Origin of the sequence: Flavobacterium pasteuri, from assembly GCF_048286615.1 — a bacterium.
Classification (GTDB): domain Bacteria; phylum Bacteroidota; class Bacteroidia; order Flavobacteriales; family Flavobacteriaceae; genus Flavobacterium.
Genome location: NZ_JBLVPN010000012.1, coordinates 44,992 through 64,801 on the forward strand (window position 1 = coordinate 44,992; position 19,810 = coordinate 64,801).

Genomic DNA, 19,810 nt, shown 5'->3' on the forward strand with positions numbered 1-19,810 from the left:
TTATTTGATTTAGTTAGAATTTTAATATCATGTAGTAAGCTTACTAAAAGCTTACTACATGATATTATAACTTAAAAACAACATGAAAAAAATCCTATTAATCTTATTTATTTTTACTTTTTGTACTCAAGTTATTGTTGCACAAAAAGAAACAACAGTACTTACTTTAAAAAATAGTAATGATGGACCAACTATCAGCAAACACATCTACGGACATTTTGCTGAGCATTTAGGAAAATGCATCTATGGTGGGTTTTTTGTTGGCGAAAAAAGTTCTATTCCAAATACAAAAGGAGTTCGTAACGATATTATTACTGCGTTAAAAGAATTAAAAATACCAAATTTAAGATGGCCTGGAGGTTGTTTTGCGGACACTTACCACTGGAAAGATGGTATTGGACCTAAAGAAGACCGACCAAGTATTGTAAATCGTTGGTGGGGAGGAACTACTGAAGACAACAGTTTTGGAACACACGATTTTTTAAATTTATGTGAAGTATTGGGTACAGAACCATACTTGGCCAGCAATGTAGGTAGTGGAACCGTTCAGGAACTTGAGCAATGGGTACAATATGTAAACCACGACAGCGGTAGTCCAATGTCTGAGCTTAGAAAAAAGAATGATCGCGAAAAACCATGGGGTGTTACTTTTTGGGGAGTAGGAAATGAAATGTGGGGATGTGGCGGAAATATGACACCGGAATATTATGCGAACCTTTACAAACAATATGCTACGTTCATGACCGATTGGTCTAATAACGATAAACTTTTCAGAATTGCTTCAGGAGCAAATGTTGCTGATTACCACTGGACCGAAGTTTTAATGCGTGATATTCCTAAAAGTTTAATTGAAGGCGTTGCGCTTCACTCCTACTCTTTTGTAAAATGGGAAAAGAAAGGGTCTTCAACTAAATTTAACGAGGAACAATATTTTGCAACCATGCAAACTGCACTTAAAATGGAAGAATTAGTAACCAAACACTCTGACATTATGGATAAATACGATCCAGAAAACAAAGTAGCACTTATTGTTGACGAATGGGGCGGATGGTATGATGTAGAAGAAGGTACAAATCCTGGATTTCTATACCAACAAAACACCATGAGAGATGCTATGATTGCGGGTACAACACTAAATATTTTTAACAATCACTCTAAAAGAGTGAAAATGGCAAACCTTGCTCAAACTGTAAACGTACTGCAAGCTGTTATTTTAACTGAGAACGAAAAAATGTTGCTTACGCCAACGTATCACGTTATGAAAATGTACACCGTACATCACGATGCACAATTATTACCAATGACGATTAATTCTCCATCATACACACACAATGGTGAAAAACTTCCTGCTTTATCCGCTTCGGCATCCAAAGATAAAAACGGACTAATTCATATTTCATTGGTAAACATTGATTCTAAAAAAGACCACAAAATAGAAATTGACATGCAGGAACTTGGAATTAAAAATGTTACCGGAACTATTCTGGCATCACCAAAATTACAAGACCACAACACATTTGATAACCCGTCAAAAATCAAACCTGCCGTTTTCAAAGGTTTTGAAACAAAAAAGGGTAAACTGGAAATCACTATCCCTGCATTTACTGTAGTGGTTTTAGAAACCAAATAAAAAAACATAATAATGAAAAATTCAAAATTCCTTTCAACATTAGTTTTGTATCTGACGCCTTTTTTAATTGCTGTTTCCATTAGCAGTTGTTCTGGCGATGATCCAGCTTCAGACCCTACACCAACGCCAACTCCCGTTCCTGTTCCTACGCCAACTCCGAGTACTTTTGCCGGACCAACGTATCCGGACAATTACACTCCTATTTCTTCTTGGAGTAATCGTTCTCAATGGAATTTGGCTAACGTACATGATCCTTCTGTTGAAAAGTGTGGCGAATATTATTATATGTATCAAACCGATGCTTCTTATGGTGGTGCTGCTGATGGCCAAGGCCATTTCCCATACAGACGTTCTAAAGATTTAATTACTTGGGAATACATGGGTGCAGCAATGACGCAAGCTCCAGCTTGGGTAAAAGATTCTTTGAACAACAAAAGAGCGCGCATGGTTCCTGCTTTGCCCGCTATTACAAATCCACGTTATGGGTATTGGGCACCTTACATCAAAAAAGTAGGCAGCAAATACCGAATGTATTACAGCATTGTAGTAGATGAACCAATTATAGGTGCTGATTTCACCTATTCATGGTCAGAAAGAGCCTTTATTGGACTGGCTGAATCCAATGATTTAGCCACTAATGTTTGGGTAGACAAAGGAATGGTTGTTTGTTCTGAGCCAGATGGTGCAAAACCGTATTCTTTTACAGGTACCAGAAATTGGGAAAATGCGTATTTTCAATTCAATGCCATCGACCCTACTTTTACTATTACTCCACAAGGAGAACACTATTTAATCTACGGCTCTTGGCATTCCGGTATTGCCGCTTTAAAATTAAATCCTATAACCGGAAAACCAGATCAATTAAAAACATTGAGCGATTATGGAACCCGCATCGCCACTCGTAATAGAGCTAGTCGTTGGCAAGCGTCAGAAGGGCCAGAGATTATATACAACGAAAACACGGGTTATTATTACTTATTTTTGGCTTATGACGGACTTGATGTACCATACAATACTCGTGTTGCCCGTTCCAGAAATATTATGGGACCTTACCTTGGAATCAATGGAGCCGATGTCACCAATGGAGCCGATGCTTGGCCCATGCTAACACATCCCTATTCCTTTAACAATCATACAGGATGGGTTGGATTTTCGCATTGTTCTATCTTTCAAAATCCGGAAACCAAAGAATGGTTTTATGCCTCTCAAGCTCGCTTGCCAGAAGGTGTACCCGGAATTAATGTTTCTAATGCTGTAATGATGGGTCACGTTCGAGAAATTCAATGGACCGAAGACGGTTGGCCAGTAGTTGCTCCGGAGCGCTATGCAGGAGTGCCAAAAACCACCGTTACCGAAGCCTCCTTTATAGGGACTTGGGAACAAATCACAATGAATTACCAATACAAAGTCATCCAAAAATCAGCAACTATATACCTAACTGCCGACAAAAAAGTAAGTGGTGGCGCCACAGGAAGCTGGTCGTATGACAGTACAAACAAAACACTAACTGTAAACGGTGTAAAATGTAAAGTAAGCGATGCCTGGGATTGGGAAAGAGCTACTAGGAAAGTCACCATCACCTATTCAGGATTTACAACAGCTGGAGCACCAGTTTGGGGTAAAAAGATTGATTAATAAATATAAACCGTTGCCTTTTTGCATCATTGAGAAAGGCAACTGTTACAAATAAAACACCCTTTTCATGCTTTTACAGAAAAAATCAAAATGAAAAATACAATTACAACCCTATTGCTTCTAGCATTTCTTTCCTCTTGTAAAACTATAAAAACAGATCGTGTTACGGCTTCCGCCAATGATGGAAATCCGAGTCAATCCATTCAAATCAACAACCCAGTCATAAAAGACAAGTACACCGGCGACCCTGCGGCTTTGGTGTATAAAGACAAAGTTTATCTCTATGCCGGTCATGATGAAGCGCCAAATGATTTCAATTTTTATAAAATGAATGAATGGCTGGTATATTCCTCATCAGATATGGTGAACTGGCAAGAACATCCGGTTCCGCTAAAAGTAACTGATTTTGCTTGGGCAAAATCCGATGCTTGGGCAGCTCAAGTCATTGAACGCAACGGAAAATTCTATTGGTATGTTACGGTTGAACATGGAACGATTCCAGGAAAATCAATTGGAGTGGCTGTTTCTGACAGTCCAACAGGTCCTTTCAAAGATGCATTAGGAAAAGCCATTATTACTAATGACATGACAACCAAAACCAGTATTAGCTGGGACGATATTGACCCAACTGTTATCATAGACAATGATGGTCAAGCCTACTTATTCTGGGGAAATACTGTTTGTCATTACGCAAAATTAAAAGCAAACATGGTAGAACTTGATGGTCCCATTCAAACCATTTCTTTACCAAATTTCACCGAAGCGCCTTGGATTCACAAAAAAAAGGATTGGTATTATCTATCGTATGCGTATCAGTTTCCTGAAAAAATCGCTTATGCCATGAGTAAATCCATCAACGGGCCATGGGAATACAAAGGAATACTAAATGAAATAGCTGGAAACTCAAATACCAACCATCAATCGATTATTGAGTTCAAGGGAAAAGATTATTTCATTTATCACAATGGCGCGACTCAACCCAACGGTGGTAGTTTCAGAAGATCAGTATGCATAGACCGTTTGTATTACAATGAAGATGGAACGCTGAAACGTGTAATTATGACTACAGAAGGTATTCAAAAATAAAAAATTAAGCATGAAATTATATCAAAAAATACAACCGTTACTTCTCTTACTAATCATGACGGCTTCCGCTTGGGCGCAAGACATTACCGTTCACGACCCTGTAATGATCAAACAAAAAGACACCTACTATTTATACTGCACCGGAAAAGGAATCAGTGTTTTTAGTTCCAAAGATTTAAAAAACTGGCAGCCGGAACCCGCTATTTTCAAAGAAAAACCGGTTTGGGTAGATAAAGTAGTCCCAAATTTTGACAACCATATTTGGGCACCGGATGTTTCTTTTCACAACAACACTTATTATTTGTATTATTCGGTTTCTGCTTTCGCAAAAAATACGTCGGCGATAGCATTGACAACAAATACTACTTTAGACCCAAAAGACCCAGCCTACAAATGGGTCGATCACGGAATTGTAATTCAATCAGTACCCAATCGTGATTTATGGAATGCCATAGATCCCAATTTGACTTTTGATGACAACAACACGCCTTGGTTGGCATTTGGTTCTTTTTGGAATGGTTTGAAAATGGTAAAATTAAATTCCGATTTAAAATCAGTTGCAAAACCCGAAGAGTGGTCTACCATTTCAAAACGCAAAAGAACCTTCGAATTAGCGGATACTGATCCGGGAGATGGCGCACTTGAAGCTCCATTTATTTTCAAAAAGAACGGGTATTATTATCAATTCCTTTCTTGGGATTTGTGTTGCCGAGGTGAAAAAAGCACTTACAAAGTAGTCGTAGGAAGGTCTAAAAGCATCACCGGTCCTTACGTGGATAAAGACGGGAAATCATTAAACGAAGGCGGCGGAACTTTACTCATACAAGGAAACGAAAATTGGTATGGAGCCGGTCACAACAGCGCTTATACTTTTGACGGCAAAGATTATATCATTTTTCATGCGTATGATTCCAAGCAAAACGGAAGACCTGTTTTAAAAATAAAGCAATTACAATGGGATACTGATTTATGGCCTTCTGTGGAACCACTGAATTAAAAACAGATTAACACTAGGCAAAATGACCTTTATAAAAAAAATAATACTAGCAGCTTCCTTATTAATGACCGTTTATGGACATAGCCAACAGCGTTCCAAAAAATCGGATTCGTCAAAAAAGTCAGGCTATAGCATCACTCCAGTAAACATTCAAAATGTCAAGGTTACTGATGCTTTTTGGTTGCCCATCATCAAGAAAATACAAGAAAAAACCATCGAATACGCTATCCACAAATGTGAAGAAGAAGGCCGCATGGACAACTTTTTAATTGCAGGTGGTAAAATGGAAGGAACTGTAAAAGGGCAAATGCCTTTTGACGATACCGATGTCTATAAAATTATCGAAGGCGCTTCGAATACTTTGATTAGTGAACCCAATCCAAAACTCGAAATACTATTAGATTCACTAATTAGCATTGTAAAAATTGGTCAGGAAAAAGACGGTTATTTAACCACTTGGAGAACCATAAATCCTGCGAAACCGCCAGCTCCATGGGTTCCCGTGATTGAAGGAAAGCGTTGGGAATCACTTCAAATCAGTCATGAATTGTACAATTCCGGTCATCTGATTGAAGCGGCTGTAGTACATTACGAAGCTACTGGAAAGAAAAAATTCTTAGACATTGCCATCAAAAATGCGGATATGTTAGTGCGCACTTTTGGCGACAGAGCAGATCAAGTTCATAGTGTTCCAGGACATCAAATTGTAGAAACGGGTTTGGTAAAACTATACCAAGTTACCAATAACAAAGCCTATCTGAACTTGGCAAAATACTTTTTGGACAACCGCGGAAATCCAAAAAACCACACCTTATACGGTGCGTACTCCCAAGATGACATTCCTGTTGTTCAACAAAAAGAAGCGGTGGGACATGCCGTAAGAGCAGTCTATATGTATGCTGGAATGACGGATATTGCTACTTTAGAAAATGATGCTGCTTACGGGAATGCGGTAAATCATTTGTGGAATAATATGGTCAATAAAAAAACATACATCACCGGAGGTATTGGTGCGAAACACGATGGAGAAGCTTTTGGCGAAAATTACGAATTACCCAATCTTACCGCTTACAACGAAACTTGCGCTGCAATTGGAAATGTGTATTGGAACCACAGACTGCATAATATTTCTGGAAGTTCCGATTATTTTGATGTGATTGAACGCTCTTTATACAACGGATTGATTTCGGGATTGTCATTGGACGGAAAAAAATTCTTTTATCCAAATGCATTGGAATCGGATGGTGTTTATAAATTCAACCGCGGAGAATGCACGCGTCAATCTTGGTTTGACTGTTCTTGTTGTCCAACGAATTTGATTCGATTTATCCCTTCGATTCCGGGATTGATATATTCTAAAAGTAAAGACGTACTTTATGTGAATTTATACGCTTCGAATACAGCGAAAATAACATTGGACAAAACTGATTTAGAAATTTCACAGCAAACCAATTATCCTTGGGACGGAAAAGTTGCCCTTACTATTTCTCCAAAAAAAGAAAGTGAATTTACTATAAAATTACGCATTCCAAGTTGGGCGAGAAATCAGGTTTTACCGGGAGATTTATATACTTATGCGACTACCTCAACTGCAAAAACAACCGTTACTATAAACGGAAAAGCATTTGCATACCAAGAAGATAAAGGATACATCACCATTACCCGAAAATGGAAAAAAGGGGAAAAAATTGTCCTTGATTTCCCAATGGAAGTAAAACAAGTAGTAACCAATGCGAAGGTGGAAGGCAACAAAGGGAAAGTCGCTTTGGAATACGGACCTATTGTATATGCAATTGAAGAAGCTGATAATGCTACTAATTTCGACGCCATAACCATTGGTGCAAACGATACTTTCAAAGTTAAAAAAGAAGAAAACCTTTTAGAAGGTGTAAATACAATCCAAACACAAAAATTAAAAGCCATTCCGTATTATTCCTGGTCAAACAGAGGCGTTGGAAAAATGAAAGTTTGGATTGATTACAAAGAGTAAAAAGACAAAGAGATAATAGACGAATCATTAAAGTTTAAATGCGTACATCCACAACTTTAAACTTTAAACCTTAAACCAATAAAAAATGAAACCAAATTTAATTACCAAAATCACCCTTTGTGGGCTTTTACTAAATGGCTTTTATGCCAATGCACAAAAAACGAATCTGGAAGTTAATACCGCTACTACGGTTACTAAAATTCAACCAACAATGTACGGTGTGTTTTTTGAAGACATCAACTTTGCTGCCGATGGTGGTTTGTATGCCGAAATGATTAAAAACCGTTCGTTTGAATTTGAAGCGCCGCTTATGGGTTGGGAACAACCGAATAGTGATAAACATTCTTTCAATACAACATCCGGAATTGCTACAACTGTCAAAGCATTAGAAAACAAAACCAATCCAAGTTTTTGCAGAGTATTAATCAATGATGCCAAAGGATTTTCGATGATTAATGAAGGATTCCGTGGTATGGGAATCAAGAAAGATGCTAAATACAATCTTTCGCTAAAAGCGGCAAATCACAATGGCGCTATCAAAAAAATCATCATTCAATTTATTGATAAAGACAAAAAAGTACTAGGAGAAACTAGCATTGTTCCAACAGCAAAAGACTGGAAAGGTTATAACGCTCAATTTACTGCTACTCAAACCGAGGCAAAAGCACAATTGAAAATCACCTTCGAAGGAAACGGAACGATTGATTTAGACATGATTTCTTTGTTTCCGGAAGACACTTGGATGAACAGAAAAAACGGAATGCGCAAAGACATTGTGCAACTTTTGTATGATATGAAACCGGGATTTTTGAGATTTCCAGGAGGTTGTATTGTTGAAGGAAGAACTTTGGCACAGCGTTACCAATGGAAAAAAACCGTGGGTGATGTGGAAAAAAGAGAAACTTTAATCAACCGTTGGAACACTGAATTCACTCACAAACCGGCACCGGATTATTTCCAGACTTTTGGATTGGGATTTTTTGAATATTTCCAACTTTCCGAAGATTTAGGCGCACAACCCTTGCCTATTTTGAGCTGTGGAATGGCGTGTCAGTTCAATACCGGAGAATTGGTTCCAATGGAAGAATTAGATCCTTACGTGCAAGATGCTTTGGATTTAATAGAATTTGCAAATGGTGGTACAGAAACCCCTTGGGGAAGAATTCGTTCTGAAATGGGACATCCAAAACCATTTAACCTAAAATACATTGGTGTTGGAAATGAGCAATGGGGACCAGATTACATCGAGAGATACAAAGTATTTGAAAAAGCCATTAAAGCAAAATATCCAAAAATGATTATTGTTTCCGGAAGCGGACCATTTCCAGAAGGAGATTATTTTGAATACGGAATGCAAGAACTTAAAAAATTGAATGCTGAAATCGTTGATGAGCATTATTATAAAAGCCCACAATGGTTTAGAGAAAATGCTACTCGTTACGACAGTTATGATCGAAAAGGCCCTAAAATTTTCGCAGGAGAATATGCGGCTCAAAGTGTGGCTATAGCAAGTCCTGACAATAGAAACAACTGGGAATGTGCTTTCTCTGAAGCTGCTTTTATGACCGGTTTAGAAAGAAATGCCGAGATCGTTAATTTAACTTCTTACGCACCATTGATGGCGCATGAAGAAGCGTGGCAATGGACACCAGATTTACTTTGGTTCAACAATCTGGAAGCGTATGGGTCTGCTAACTATTATGTGCAAAAATTATTTGCCATCAATAGAGGAACTGATTTAATAGCAATTACCAAAGACGGAAAACCGGTAACTGGGCAAAACAATCTGTTTGCATCTGCAGTGAAAGATAGCAACTCTAAAGAAGTAATTGTAAAATTAGTAAACACATCTGCGACTGCACAAGAAGTAAATGTAGACTTAAAAGGAACCAAATTACAAGCTAAAGGAACTATAATAACCCTTACAAGTCCAAACTTACAAGATGAAAATTCATTTGCTAATCCTAAGAAAATAAGCCCTACCGAAAAGGGATTTAATTTAAAAGGGGACAAAGCACAAACGAGCCTTCCACCCTATTCTGTTACTGTTTTGAAGTTAAAAATGAAATAATCGCAACAGAATAAATGTATATCATAAGTTTGTTTTTTATTTTACTCGTAAAACGCTGTTTTAATGCGTTTTTGATAAAAATTATAATACCAAATTAAATTAAGTGTTTTTTATACACTTATAAAATAAATATATTATATTTGTAATTCTTTAAAAGATTTTGGGATGAAAAATTATGTTATAGGATTAGATTACGGAACAGATTCTGTTCGAGCGATGTTAATAGACACTGAAAATGGGCAAGAGTTAGCATCAAATGTTTGTCAATACAAGCGATGGACAACTAAAGAATATTGTAATGCATCCGCAAATCAGTTTCGCCAGCATCCTTTAGATCATATCGAAGGATTAGAAACGACCATAAAATATGTTGTTCAAAACAGCAATATAGATCCTTCACTAATACGAAGCATTTGCATTGACACTACTGGTTCATCACCAGTACCCGTCACTAAAGATGGAATTCCTTTGGCTTTGACTGAAGGTTTTGAACACAATCCTAATGCGATGATGGTGTTGTGGAAAGATCACACTTCAATCCATGAAGCAAACGAAATTAATGAACTTGCCGAAAATTGGGGTGGAGAAAATTTCACCAAATATGTAGGTGGAATTTATTCATCAGAATGGTTCTGGGCAAAAATTCTACACATCGCAAAAGTAGATGCAGCTGTAAAAGATGCCGCTTACACTTGGATGGAACATTGCGATTTGATGACGTATTTATTGATTGAGAATAAAGATTTAAAAACATTCAAAAGAAGCCGTTGTGCAGCGGGTCATAAAGCCATGTGGCACGAGGACTGGAACGGATTGCCTCCAGAAGAATTCTTAGGTCAATTGCATCCATATCTTGCCGCACTTCGCGGAAGATTATATGATGAAACCTATACTTCTGATTTGGTAGCCGGAAACTTAAGTCAAGAATGGGCAACACGATTAGGACTTACAACCGATACTTTAATTGCTGTTGGGACTTTCGACGCACATTCTGGAGCGGTAGGAGCAAAAATTGAAGAAAACACTTTGGTTCGCGTGATGGGAACCTCAACCTGTGATATCATTATAGATTCGAAAGAGTCAATCGGAACAAAAACCGTTCGTGGCATCTGCGGACAAGTTGATGGTTCTGTAATTCCAGGATTTATAGGTCTGGAAGCTGGTCAATCTGCTTTTGGAGATTTATTGGCTTGGTACAAAGAGTTACTACTTTGGCCAACAGAACATTTATTAGCTACTTCTACCCTTTTGACTGAGGAACAAAAAAAGCAGTTAAGAGCTGAAATGAGTGATAATTTAATCGTTGAATTGACCGCCGAAGCAGAAAAAATTCCTTTATCCGAAACTGTTCCAATCGCTTTAGACTGGATTAACGGAAGAAGAACTCCAGATGCTAACCAGGAAATTAAAAGCGCTATTTCTAATTTATCTTTAGGAACGAAAGCACCACATTTATTCAAATCTTTAGTAAACGCCATCTGTTTTGGTTCTAAAAAAATAGTAGATCGTTTTGAAGAAGAAGGGGTGAAAATAAACAGCGTTATCGGAATTGGTGGTGTAGCGAGAAAATCGCCTTACATCATGCAAACCTTGGCAAATGTGTTGAATAAACCAATTAAAATTGCGGCTTCGGACCAAACACCTGCGTTGGGTGCAGCAATATACGCAGCAGTTGCAGCAGGAATTTATCCGAATGTAATTGAAGCAAGTCAAAAAATGGGAAGTGGTTTTGACGGTGAATATTTTCCTCAATTAGACAAAGTTGCCGCCTATAATAAATTGCTTTTGGCGTATGAACAACTAAGTTCTTTTGCCGATCCATCTATTAAAAAACTACACCATGAGCAGTATGTATAATGCTTTAAAACAAGAATGCTACGACGCAAACATGCAATTGAATGCATTGAATTTAGTAGTCTATACTTTTGGAAACGTGAGTGCCGTAGATAGAAAAAATGGTGTTTTTGCGATAAAACCCAGCGGTGTTCCTTACGAAGATTTGAAACCCGAAGACATTGTTATTGTAGATTTTGACAATAACATTATCGAAGGTACTATGCGTCCGTCATCGGATACAAAAACGCACGCTTATTTATATAAAAACTGGCCAAACATTGGTGGTGTAGCACACACTCACGCCACATATTCTGTAGCTTGGGCACAGTCGCAAAGAGACATTCCAATTTTTGGAACGACTCACGCCGATCATTTAACCACTGATATTCCTTGTGCTGCGCCAATGGCAGACGCACTTATCGAAGGCAATTATGAACACAATACCGGAATTCAGATTTTGGATTGTTTCAAAGAAAAAAACCTTTCGTACGAAGAAGTGGAAATGATTCTCATTGGAAATCACGGTCCTTTTGCTTGGGGAAAGAACGCAGCGAAAGCAGTTTACAATAGTAAAGTTTTAGAGGTAATTGCCGAAATGGCACACTTGACTTTGCAAATAAACCCGAATGCGCCAAGATTAAAAGATTCCTTAATAAAGAAACATTACGAACGCAAACACGGAAAAGATTCGTATTACGGACAATAATAGATTTTTGAATGATGATTAACGATTTTTGATTTCAGATTTCACAGCACTAGATTTCTCGTTTTATACGAGTCTAAACTTCTGAAATCAAAAATCTTAAATCATTTTATAACTCAATGTTATTTTCCAGAATAGGTAAAACAATGTTATTCAATACTATATAAAATAATAAAATAATGATAGATATATCTCAAAAAGAAGTTTGGTTTGTAGTAGGTAGCCAAGAATTATATGGCGAAGAAACGCTAAGAAAAGTAGCCGAGCATTCACAACACATTGCAAAAGGGTTACACGCTTCGTCTCATATACCAGTAAAAATTGTATATAAAGATGTGGTGAAATCTCCAGCACAAATTACAAATGTATGTTTAGAGGCCAATTCGAACAAAAACTGTATTGGTATTATTGCTTGGATGCATACTTTTTCGCCAGCTAAAATGTGGATTGGCGGTTTAAATATTCTTAAGAAACCATTGTGCCATTTGCATACACAATTCAACGCTGAAATTCCATGGGCTTCTATGGATATGGATTTTATGAATTTAAACCAATCGGCTCACGGAGACAGAGAGTTTGGCTTTATCATGTCCAGAATGCGTAAAAAACGTAAAGTGGTTGTTGGACATTGGGAAGACGAACGCGTTCAAAAGAAATTAGGCATTTGGTCCAGAGTCGTTTTAGGTTGGGATGAGTTCCAAAACTTAAAAGTGGCAAGATTTGGAGACAATATGCGCGAAGTTGCAGTAACTGAAGGAGATAAAGTCGAAGCCCAAATCCGTTTTGGTTTTTCGGTAAATGGTTTCGACTCTTCAGATATTACCAAACACATTGACAAAGTCTCTGATGCTGATACGAATGCATTAGTTGCAGTATATGAAGCGTCTTATACTTTGGCTCCAGCCCTTCAAAAAGGAGGAGAAAAAAGAGATTCATTGCTAGAAGCTGCCCGAATAGAAATAGGATTAAGAGCATTTCTTGTAGAAGGAGGTTTTGGTGCTTTCACTGATACTTTCGAAAATCTGGGTTCATTAAAACAACTTCCGGGAATTGCTGTGCAACGTCTTATGGCAGATGGATACGGTTTTGGTGGAGAAGGCGACTGGAAAACTGCCGCTTTACTCCGTGCGATGAAAGTAATGAATGTAGGTCTTGAAGGAGGAACTTCTTTCATGGAAGATTACACGTATCATTTCACGCCTCAAAAATCCTATGTTTTAGGTTCTCACATGCTAGAAATTTGTTCTTCTATAGCTGATGCAAAACCTTCTTGTGAAGTACACCCATTAGGTATTGGAGGAAAAGAAGATCCGGTACGTTTGGTATTTAATGTTGCTGCAGGAAATGCTATCAACGCTTCCTTAATTGATATGGGGAACCGTTTCCGATTGATTGTAAACGAAGTGGAAGCTGTAGCGCCAATGGCTGATTTGCCTAAACTTCCTGTTGCTCGTGTATTGTGGGATTGTAAACCAGACCTTGATATTGCTGCAACTACATGGATTTTAGCAGGTGGAGCACATCATACGGTTTACAGCCAAGTCTTGACAACTGAATATATGGAAGATTTTGCCGATATTGCAGGAATAGAATTGCTTGTTATCGATGAAAAAACAACTGTTAGAGATTTTAAAGATAAAATTAATGCTAACGAAGCCTATTATCATTTGTTTCAGCACGGTCTATAATTCAAGTCTAATGTCATAAAGTCTTAATGTCCTAATGTATAGGATTGAAGTTTTAATTATTTTTTAAACTTTCAACTTTAAGACTTTTAAAAAACTAAAAAACGAATCATTATGAATGTATTAAAACGTTGCATTTATGGAATTTCCATAATAAGTTTGGCTAGTATGAATATTCAATGCAAAAGCGATAAAAAAGTGGAAGAAACTGTTACAGAAGCAAAAGCTACAGCTGCGGTAACTATCGAAAAATCAGCTTACGGAACGACTCCAAAAGGTGAAAAAATTGACAGTTACAAACTGAAAAACCAAAAAGGAATGGAAGTGGACATTATCACTTATGGTGGTATTATCTCTTCTTTGAAAGTGCCTAACAAAGCCGGAAAATCAGAAGAAGTAGTGCTTGGTTTTAATTCATTGGAACAATACATGAAACCAAATCCGTATTTTGGAGCCCTTATCGGAAGATACGGAAACCGAATTGCAAAGGGAAAATTTACTTTGGACGGAAAAGAATATGCTTTGGCCATCAACAACGATCCTAATGCTTTGCACGGAGGACCAGAAGGTTTTCACAGAGTGGTTTGGACTGCCGAAGAAGCAAAATCCGGAGACAATGCTTCGCTAAAATTGAAGTATGTGAGTAAAGACATGGAAGAAGGATATCCTGGAAATCTAACTGTTTTTGTAACCTACACCTTGAACAATGACAACTCATTGGACGTGGTTTATGAAGCAACTACGGATAAGAAAACAGTGGTAAACTTAACACAACACTCGTATTTCAACTTGTCTTCTGATTTTTCTAAACCAATTTTAGATCATGAAATCACTATCGATGCAGACAAATTAGTTCCGGTTGCAGCAACACTTATTCCTACAGGAAAATTGACCGATGTAACCAATACGCCTTTCGATTTCAGAAAAGCAAAAAAAGTGGGTGCACAAATCGAAGCGAAAGACGAACAATTGAAAAACGGATTGGGTTACGACCATTGCTGGGTACTGAACAATCAAGATAAAGGAGAGCGTTTTGCAGCATCGGCTTATGATGCGGGAAGCGGAAGATTATTGGAAGTGTACACGGACCAACCGGGAATACAGTTCTATTCCGGTAACTTCTTAGACGGTACTTTACCCATGAGAAATGGCGGAACGTATGCTCGCAGAACTGGTTTTTGTCTAGAAACACAACACTATCCGGATTCTCCAAATCAAAAAGATTTTCCAACTACGGTCTTGAATCCAGGTGAGAATTACAAAACAAAAACAAGCTTTAAATTCTCAGTTAAATAAGAATACACTAACTATTTATAGATTAGTTTCTATTCCCATAAATAAGTTGAATGGTTTGGTTTAAATAGGGAACTAGTTAGTAACCCCGAAAGTAAAACTTTCGGGGTTTTTTATGGTATCAGGTAATTTAATACTGCTGTTTTAGTGTTGTGCTAGATAACTTTCTCCATTGCGAGCGCAGCCTAATAGAATTTAAAGTTATTTATTTTTGAGAGTGTTCACGAGCTGGACGCTCGCGCTACCGAGGGTATGGGAAACTATGCCCAAAAGTGAAGGAAAACACTAGAAAACTATATTTAAAACTACTTCAAAAAAAAGAGGATACTAAATCCTCTTAATATTCTCTCTCTAAACTTTACGATAACCCCATAGTTGCTGCCAATGACCGGTTCCGTTCAACATAGGTTTCATTGTTCGGCTTGCAGCCGCAACGAAACCTTATCTGTTGGCGGTGGTTTTTATTTGTCGTTTAGAATATTCTCGATTTTATGATATGCTTCAAGTATATTTTCAACATTTGGATTTTCGTTGTGATACAATAAAGATGTATAAATGGTATAAATATTTCCTTCGGATTCACAATTTATAATATTATCCACTTTAGTAATAGATTCTAAAGTACTGTTTCTATACCATCTGTTGAAAACATTGAATCGCGTTTCTGCTTTCTCATCATTTTCTGAACAAACATAAATCAGGGAATTTTGTACATTTGCAAAGAAAGTAGTTATAATATTCTCAATAGTTTTTGATACTAAAACATCAAAAGGTTCAATTTTAGCAGTAATTTTTTCAATTATAATTTGATAGATGTTTTCAATAGGAACCTCTGAGGCAACGTCCAGCATCTCATCAATAATAAAAACAATTTTGTATTCAATATCGTTTTTAGTTGTAAAGTTATAAGTGCTTGTCGCTTTGTTAAAAGTATAGTTATATTGGTTTGGCAAACTTGATTCCTTTTTGAGTTAATTTTTCAATAGGAGTATTGCCTTTCAAGAACGAACGAACCATAGCCTTATCTGAAACCATTTTGGTTATAGATTTCATTATTGCTTCTTTATTTATGGTTTTATTATTCATACAACAAAAGTAGTGTAGCAAATATAAAACAAAGCAATATTTCAATTGTTTGTTTTTATAGTGTTTGTTTTCTGTATAGATTAAAGCTATTTTGAAACGATGTCAATTAGTGCTTTTTTCTTGTCAGTCCGGGAAATCACCGCTAACGTCAGTCTGTGAAAAAACCTCCGTTGTATTATCATCAAATATAACAAAATACTAGTATAAAAGAAGATTTTTCGTATTTTTAAGAATGCAACATATCACAGGTATTTTCCGTCAATAAATGCGTTTTTCAAGTTTAGAAGACACTATAGGTCCCGATAATCAGGTGCGATTTATAGATGCATTTGTCGAATATACCGACCTCTCTAAACTCGATTTTGCTGTAAAAACGCTCAAGACCGAAGGTCGCCCGAGTTTCAATAGTAAAGTGTTTCTAAAGATTTATTTATATGGTTATCTCAACTCAGTTAGAAATGGTCGAGATCTAGAGAGGAATGTTTAAGGAACATTGCAATGCAATGGCTATTAAAACACATTCGTCCCAATTACCACAGCATTCCCGATTTCAGAAATATATCTCAATCGCATTAAATAACACTTTCAATCTATTTGTTTCGTTCTTGAAAGATGCTGATTTGATAAGTGATGAAACCATAGCTACCGATCTTTTTTTAGCGGTAGCCAAAATACAATTTCCTGTCAAAACTAATTTTATGGTAAGGGAACTTGTGTGCAAAAGTGAAAGAAAACACGAAACTAAACGCAAAATCCTTCTCAAAAAAAAAGAGGATACTAAATCCTCTTAATATTCTCTCTCTAAACTTTTCGATAACTCCATAGTTCCTGCCAGTGACCGGTTCCGTTCAACATAGGTTTCATTGTTCGGCTTGCAGCCGCAACGAAACCTTATCTGTTATGCCTAGTACTTTTTTGTCGCAATTATTATTCCTGTTGACCAATTCATCTTTGTTAAGTTAAAATCCTCTCTGCTTTCCAAATATTCGATTAGTTTATTGACATTTTCTTGATGTCCTTCAGGCCAATTTGGTTGTGTCAACATATCATCAATAATATAAAAACCTCCGACTTTTACCAATTCTAGAATTTCGTTTATTTCGCTATATTTTCCTGGCCAAGCATCTGCAAAGACTAAATCAAATTTTTCACTATTGTAGTTTTTAATCCATTCACTTCCGTCTGCACAAATAATTTCAACTCTTTCATCAGTTCCAAAATAACTTTTAGCTATATCAGTTAGTTTTGAATCATTGTCAATAGTAACTAATTTAGAATCAGAATCCAATCCATCAATCATCCAAGAAAGTGACAGACCAATTCCAGTTCCAAGTTCTAATATTTTTGATTTTGGTTTGGAAGTAATAAGTGTTTTCAATAATGTCCCAATTAACAAATCTGAAGGCATAGTGAAACCGATTTCTTTCGATTTTGCATCAATTTCAAAATGAAGTTTGGGGATATCTAAGATATTTGAATCTTTCATAGTTTAATCTTTAGTAGCATTATTTTTAGTATTAGGCATAACGTCAGTCTGTGAAAAAACCTCCGTTTTATTACAAACAAATATAACAAAATACTTGTGTAAAAAGAAGATTATTCTTATTTTTAAGAATGCAACACATCACGGGTATTTCCCGTCAACAAATGCGTTTTTCAAGTTTAGAAGACACTATAAGTCCCGATAATCAAGTACGTTTTATTGATGCCTTTGTCGAGTCTATAGACCTCTCTAAGCTCGATTTTGCTATAAAAACGCTCAAGACCGAAGGTCGCCCGAGTTTCAATAGTAAAGTGTTTCTAAAAATCTATTTATACGGTTATCTCAACGGAATCAGGAGTGGTCGTGATCTAGAAAAGGAATGTTTCAGAAACATCGAAATGCAATGGCTTTTAGAAGACATTCGTCCCAATTACCACAGCATCACAAATTTTAGAAAAGACAATCCTATTGCCTTGAAAAAGCTATTCAAACTATTTGTTTCCTTCTTGAAAGCTGCTGATTTGATAAGTGATGAAACCATAGCTACCGATCGTTTTTTAGCGGTAGCCAAAACACAATTTCCTGTCAAAACTAATTTTATGGTAAGGGAACTTGTGTGCAAAAGTGAAAGAAAACACGAAACTAAACGCAAAATCCTTCTCAAAAAAAAAGAGGACACTAAATCCTCTTGAAATTCTCTCTCTAAACTTTTCGATAACTCCATAGTTCCTGCCAATGACCGGTTCCGTTCAACATAGGTTTCATTGTTCGTGCTGCGCACGCAACGAAACCTTATCTGTTACTGGCTGGTTGTTTTTATTCGAAATTACGATTTTAACAGTAAACTTTTCAAGTTCCTGTTGGCAAATTCCAACTTTCACGCTTCTGTTTAGTCAACTTTATCCGGAAATGCTAGGGATTTCCGAAGGAAAATTAAACGTTACAAACATACAACGATCTTTAATTAAGTACTAAACCGCAATTATTTTTATACCGTATTGGCAACAGGTTTTATTTTCTTATTTCAATCGAGTTAGTTTCAAATTCTAAATAATTTATATCTTTTCCATTTTGATTATATTTAATACTAAACTTAAAATTAGAAGTTTCAAATGGAGAATCTTTTAAAATTAAAGTCATTTCAGTTGGTACTTTTGGTTTTGAAATTAAATAAGTTACTAGATCAAATTTTTCATAATATATTTCATTTTCAGAGTCATAAATTATAACATCAAAAATTCCCGCTAAATTTTCTCCAACAAGATGATTAGAATTAAAATCCTTATTTGTGAAAATTTCAATGTTTTCAATATTATCATTAGTTTTTGGAGTAACTGGAGAGCAAGCATATGCAGAACTTATCAAATTTATAGAATTGATTTCATTGATTACTGAAAAATATGTTTCCTTTCGAGGTTCAATAAATATTGAAAATTTGTTGTAGAGAACAGAATTTTCAGTTATTTCAGATAAATTCAAGTCATTATTTGGTGTTTCACTATAAATTCCTTCATAGATTTTCCAGTTTAAATCAGTTACTTTTAAACTATCAGGAAAAGGCCCACAATCTTCGCAAGAAATAACTCCAAGGCATAAAAACACAAGGTAACTTGTAATAAAAAACTTAATTTTCTTTTTCATTTGGTATCGATTTTAACTTTTTGCCAATGTTTCGAAGCTACACGACGCACAAGGATTCGGAAACCCGAGTATTGTGTAACCGCTGTTGAACTAAACCTTCGGTAGTGCGAAACCGAAAAAGTAGTACTTTTCAAAGATAACTAAAATCTGATATTATGACTACAAAAAAAAGGATCGTGATGGGTTAAGAGAAAACAAAATTCTAAACCAAGCCAAACGAGAAGTTCCAGGTTTCGAGGAACTTTTAGATCGATTTGAGAGGACAGTTTCGATTTTGGGCAGAAGCCAAAGTACCTTTAATAACTATTCCCGCCACGTGGCGGCTATCTCGCTTTATTTTGGTAAAATCCCAACTGAATTAGATGCCGAGCAAGTACAAGACTACTTGTTTTACCAACAAAAAAAGTCAAAAACACCCTCTCAAGCGTATTTTAAACATTGTGTTTACGGACTTCGGTTTTTATTAAAATCGGAGGGTTTACCTTATGAGTTTCTTCGTTTACCTTCCATAAAACACGAGAAAAAACTCCCTGTTGTTTTAAGCAAAGAAGAAGTTCGGGCGATGTTACAAAACGCCAAATTGCTCAAACATAGAATTCTTATTGGTTTGCTTTATGGTTGCGGACTGCGCTGTATGGAGGCCCGAGGTGTGCGTTTACAAGATCTAGATTTTG

General features: G+C 36.5%; 16 protein-coding genes and 1 pseudogene. 14 read left to right on the forward strand and 3 right to left on the reverse strand.

Going from position 1 to position 19,810, the window contains the following annotated elements:
• Nucleotides 1–82 precede the first annotated feature (82 nt).
• The 10 genes from ACNQF6_RS15370 (at nt 83) to ACNQF6_RS15415 (ending at nt 14,929) form a co-directional block, all read left to right on the forward strand.
• Entirely contained in the window at nt 83–1,630 is a 1,548-nt protein-coding gene (locus ACNQF6_RS15370; RefSeq protein WP_282713482.1) for an alpha-N-arabinofuranosidase, read from the forward strand.
• 12 nt (nt 1,631–1,642) lie between these two features.
• A complete protein-coding gene (locus ACNQF6_RS15375) occupies nt 1,643–3,265 on the forward strand; it encodes an arabinan endo-1,5-alpha-L-arabinosidase (RefSeq protein WP_417966867.1) in 1,623 nt (540 codons plus the stop codon).
• 90 nt (nt 3,266–3,355) lie between these two features.
• Entirely contained in the window at nt 3,356–4,351 is a 996-nt protein-coding gene (locus tag ACNQF6_RS15380; RefSeq protein WP_282713479.1) for a glycoside hydrolase family 43 protein, read from the forward strand.
• Nucleotides 4,352–4,361: 10 nt separating this feature from the next.
• Nucleotides 4,362–5,348 (forward strand): arabinan endo-1,5-alpha-L-arabinosidase, encoded by a 987-nt coding sequence (locus ACNQF6_RS15385; protein ID WP_417966870.1) that lies wholly within the window; start codon nt 4,362–4,364, stop codon nt 5,346–5,348.
• A 22-nt stretch (nt 5,349–5,370) separates the two neighbouring features.
• Entirely contained in the window at nt 5,371–7,338 is a 1,968-nt protein-coding gene (locus ACNQF6_RS15390; RefSeq protein ID WP_417966872.1) for a glycoside hydrolase family 127 protein, read from the forward strand.
• An 85-nt stretch (nt 7,339–7,423) separates the two neighbouring features.
• Nucleotides 7,424–9,409, forward strand: a complete 1,986-nt coding sequence (locus tag ACNQF6_RS15395) for an alpha-L-arabinofuranosidase C-terminal domain-containing protein (RefSeq protein WP_417966874.1) — start codon at nt 7,424–7,426, stop codon at nt 9,407–9,409.
• Between the two features lie 165 nt (nt 9,410–9,574).
• Entirely contained in the window at nt 9,575–11,266 is a 1,692-nt protein-coding gene (locus ACNQF6_RS15400) for a ribulokinase (RefSeq protein ID WP_417966876.1), read from the forward strand.
• Nucleotides 11,250–11,951, forward strand: a complete 702-nt coding sequence (locus ACNQF6_RS15405; protein WP_121340715.1) for an L-ribulose-5-phosphate 4-epimerase — start codon at nt 11,250–11,252, stop codon at nt 11,949–11,951. Before ACNQF6_RS15400 ends, ACNQF6_RS15405 begins: the two co-directional genes overlap by 17 nt.
• Before the next feature lie 176 nt (nt 11,952–12,127).
• Nucleotides 12,128–13,636 carry an L-arabinose isomerase gene (gene araA, locus ACNQF6_RS15410; RefSeq protein WP_121340714.1) on the forward strand — a complete coding sequence of 503 codons (1,509 nt, stop codon included), beginning with the start codon at nt 12,128–12,130 and terminating at the stop codon, nt 13,634–13,636.
• A 111-nt stretch (nt 13,637–13,747) separates the two neighbouring features.
• The gene (locus ACNQF6_RS15415; protein ID WP_417966879.1) at nt 13,748–14,929 is read left to right on the forward strand and encodes an aldose epimerase family protein; all 1,182 of its coding nucleotides are present in this window, start codon (nt 13,748–13,750) and stop codon (nt 14,927–14,929) included.
• 458 nt (nt 14,930–15,387) lie between these two features.
• Here the strand turns inward: ACNQF6_RS15415 and ACNQF6_RS15420 are convergent, their stop codons facing one another.
• Nucleotides 15,388–15,879 carry a DUF6169 family protein gene (locus ACNQF6_RS15420; protein WP_417966881.1) on the reverse strand — a complete coding sequence of 164 codons (492 nt, stop codon included), beginning with the start codon at nt 15,877–15,879 and terminating at the stop codon, nt 15,388–15,390.
• A 398-nt stretch (nt 15,880–16,277) separates the two neighbouring features.
• Here ACNQF6_RS15420 and ACNQF6_RS15425 point away from each other — a divergent pair, with 398 nt between their 5' ends.
• Together ACNQF6_RS15425 and ACNQF6_RS15430 are read left to right on the forward strand one after the other, a co-directional pair.
• Complete coding sequence (locus ACNQF6_RS15425; RefSeq protein ID WP_417966884.1) at nt 16,278–16,499, forward strand: transposase; 222 nt, start codon at nt 16,278–16,280, stop codon at nt 16,497–16,499.
• A 16-nt stretch (nt 16,500–16,515) separates the two neighbouring features.
• Nucleotides 16,516–16,803 carry a hypothetical protein gene (locus ACNQF6_RS15430; protein ID WP_417966886.1) on the forward strand — a complete coding sequence of 96 codons (288 nt, stop codon included), beginning with the start codon at nt 16,516–16,518 and terminating at the stop codon, nt 16,801–16,803.
• Between the two features lie 113 nt (nt 16,804–16,916).
• Here the strand turns inward: ACNQF6_RS15430 and ACNQF6_RS15435 are convergent, their stop codons facing one another.
• Nucleotides 16,917–17,498: an O-methyltransferase gene (locus ACNQF6_RS15435; RefSeq protein ID WP_417966887.1), complete on the reverse strand. Its 582-nt coding sequence runs from the start codon at nt 17,496–17,498 to the stop codon at nt 16,917–16,919.
• A gap of 128 nt (nt 17,499–17,626) precedes the next feature.
• Between ACNQF6_RS15435 and ACNQF6_RS15440 the strand changes: the two genes are divergently transcribed.
• Complete coding sequence (locus ACNQF6_RS15440; protein ID WP_417966889.1) at nt 17,627–18,187, forward strand: transposase; 561 nt, start codon at nt 17,627–17,629, stop codon at nt 18,185–18,187.
• A gap of 319 nt (nt 18,188–18,506) precedes the next feature.
• On the opposite strand, the gene ACNQF6_RS15445 is transcribed toward ACNQF6_RS15440, so the two are convergent.
• Nucleotides 18,507–19,136 (reverse strand): hypothetical protein, encoded by a 630-nt coding sequence (locus ACNQF6_RS15445; protein ID WP_417966891.1) that lies wholly within the window; start codon nt 19,134–19,136, stop codon nt 18,507–18,509.
• A gap of 316 nt (nt 19,137–19,452) precedes the next feature.
• Between ACNQF6_RS15445 and ACNQF6_RS15450 the strand changes: the two are divergent.
• A pseudogene (locus ACNQF6_RS15450) lies at nt 19,453–19,810 on the forward strand (tyrosine-type recombinase/integrase); the annotation flags it as partial.

What these genes read in the sequence shown, in the direction of transcription:
- ACNQF6_RS15425 (WP_417966884.1), top strand. Translation starts at nt 16,278, where the DNA reads ATGCGTTTTTCAAGTTTAGAAGACACTATAGGTCCCGATAATCAGGTG.
- ACNQF6_RS15430 (WP_417966886.1), top strand. Translation starts at nt 16,516, where the DNA reads ATGGCTATTAAAACACATTCGTCCCAATTACCACAGCATTCCCGATTT.
- ACNQF6_RS15380 (WP_282713479.1), top strand. Translation starts at nt 3,356, where the DNA reads ATGAAAAATACAATTACAACCCTATTGCTTCTAGCATTTCTTTCCTCT.
- ACNQF6_RS15375 (WP_417966867.1), top strand. Translation starts at nt 1,643, where the DNA reads ATGAAAAATTCAAAATTCCTTTCAACATTAGTTTTGTATCTGACGCCT.
- ACNQF6_RS15370 (WP_282713482.1), top strand. Translation starts at nt 83, where the DNA reads ATGAAAAAAATCCTATTAATCTTATTTATTTTTACTTTTTGTACTCAA.
- ACNQF6_RS15385 (WP_417966870.1), top strand. Translation starts at nt 4,362, where the DNA reads ATGAAATTATATCAAAAAATACAACCGTTACTTCTCTTACTAATCATG.
- ACNQF6_RS15390 (WP_417966872.1), top strand. Translation starts at nt 5,371, where the DNA reads ATGACCTTTATAAAAAAAATAATACTAGCAGCTTCCTTATTAATGACC.
- ACNQF6_RS15395 (WP_417966874.1), top strand. Translation starts at nt 7,424, where the DNA reads ATGAAACCAAATTTAATTACCAAAATCACCCTTTGTGGGCTTTTACTA.
- ACNQF6_RS15405 (WP_121340715.1), top strand. Translation starts at nt 11,250, where the DNA reads ATGAGCAGTATGTATAATGCTTTAAAACAAGAATGCTACGACGCAAAC.
- ACNQF6_RS15400 (WP_417966876.1), top strand. Translation starts at nt 9,575, where the DNA reads ATGAAAAATTATGTTATAGGATTAGATTACGGAACAGATTCTGTTCGA.
- ACNQF6_RS15440 (WP_417966889.1), top strand. Translation starts at nt 17,627, where the DNA reads ATGCAACACATCACGGGTATTTCCCGTCAACAAATGCGTTTTTCAAGT.
- araA (WP_121340714.1), top strand. Translation starts at nt 12,128, where the DNA reads ATGATAGATATATCTCAAAAAGAAGTTTGGTTTGTAGTAGGTAGCCAA.
- ACNQF6_RS15445 (WP_417966891.1), bottom strand. Translation starts at nt 19,136, where the DNA reads ATGAAAAAGAAAATTAAGTTTTTTATTACAAGTTACCTTGTGTTTTTA.
- ACNQF6_RS15435 (WP_417966887.1), bottom strand. Translation starts at nt 17,498, where the DNA reads ATGAAAGATTCAAATATCTTAGATATCCCCAAACTTCATTTTGAAATT.
- ACNQF6_RS15415 (WP_417966879.1), top strand. Translation starts at nt 13,748, where the DNA reads ATGAATGTATTAAAACGTTGCATTTATGGAATTTCCATAATAAGTTTG.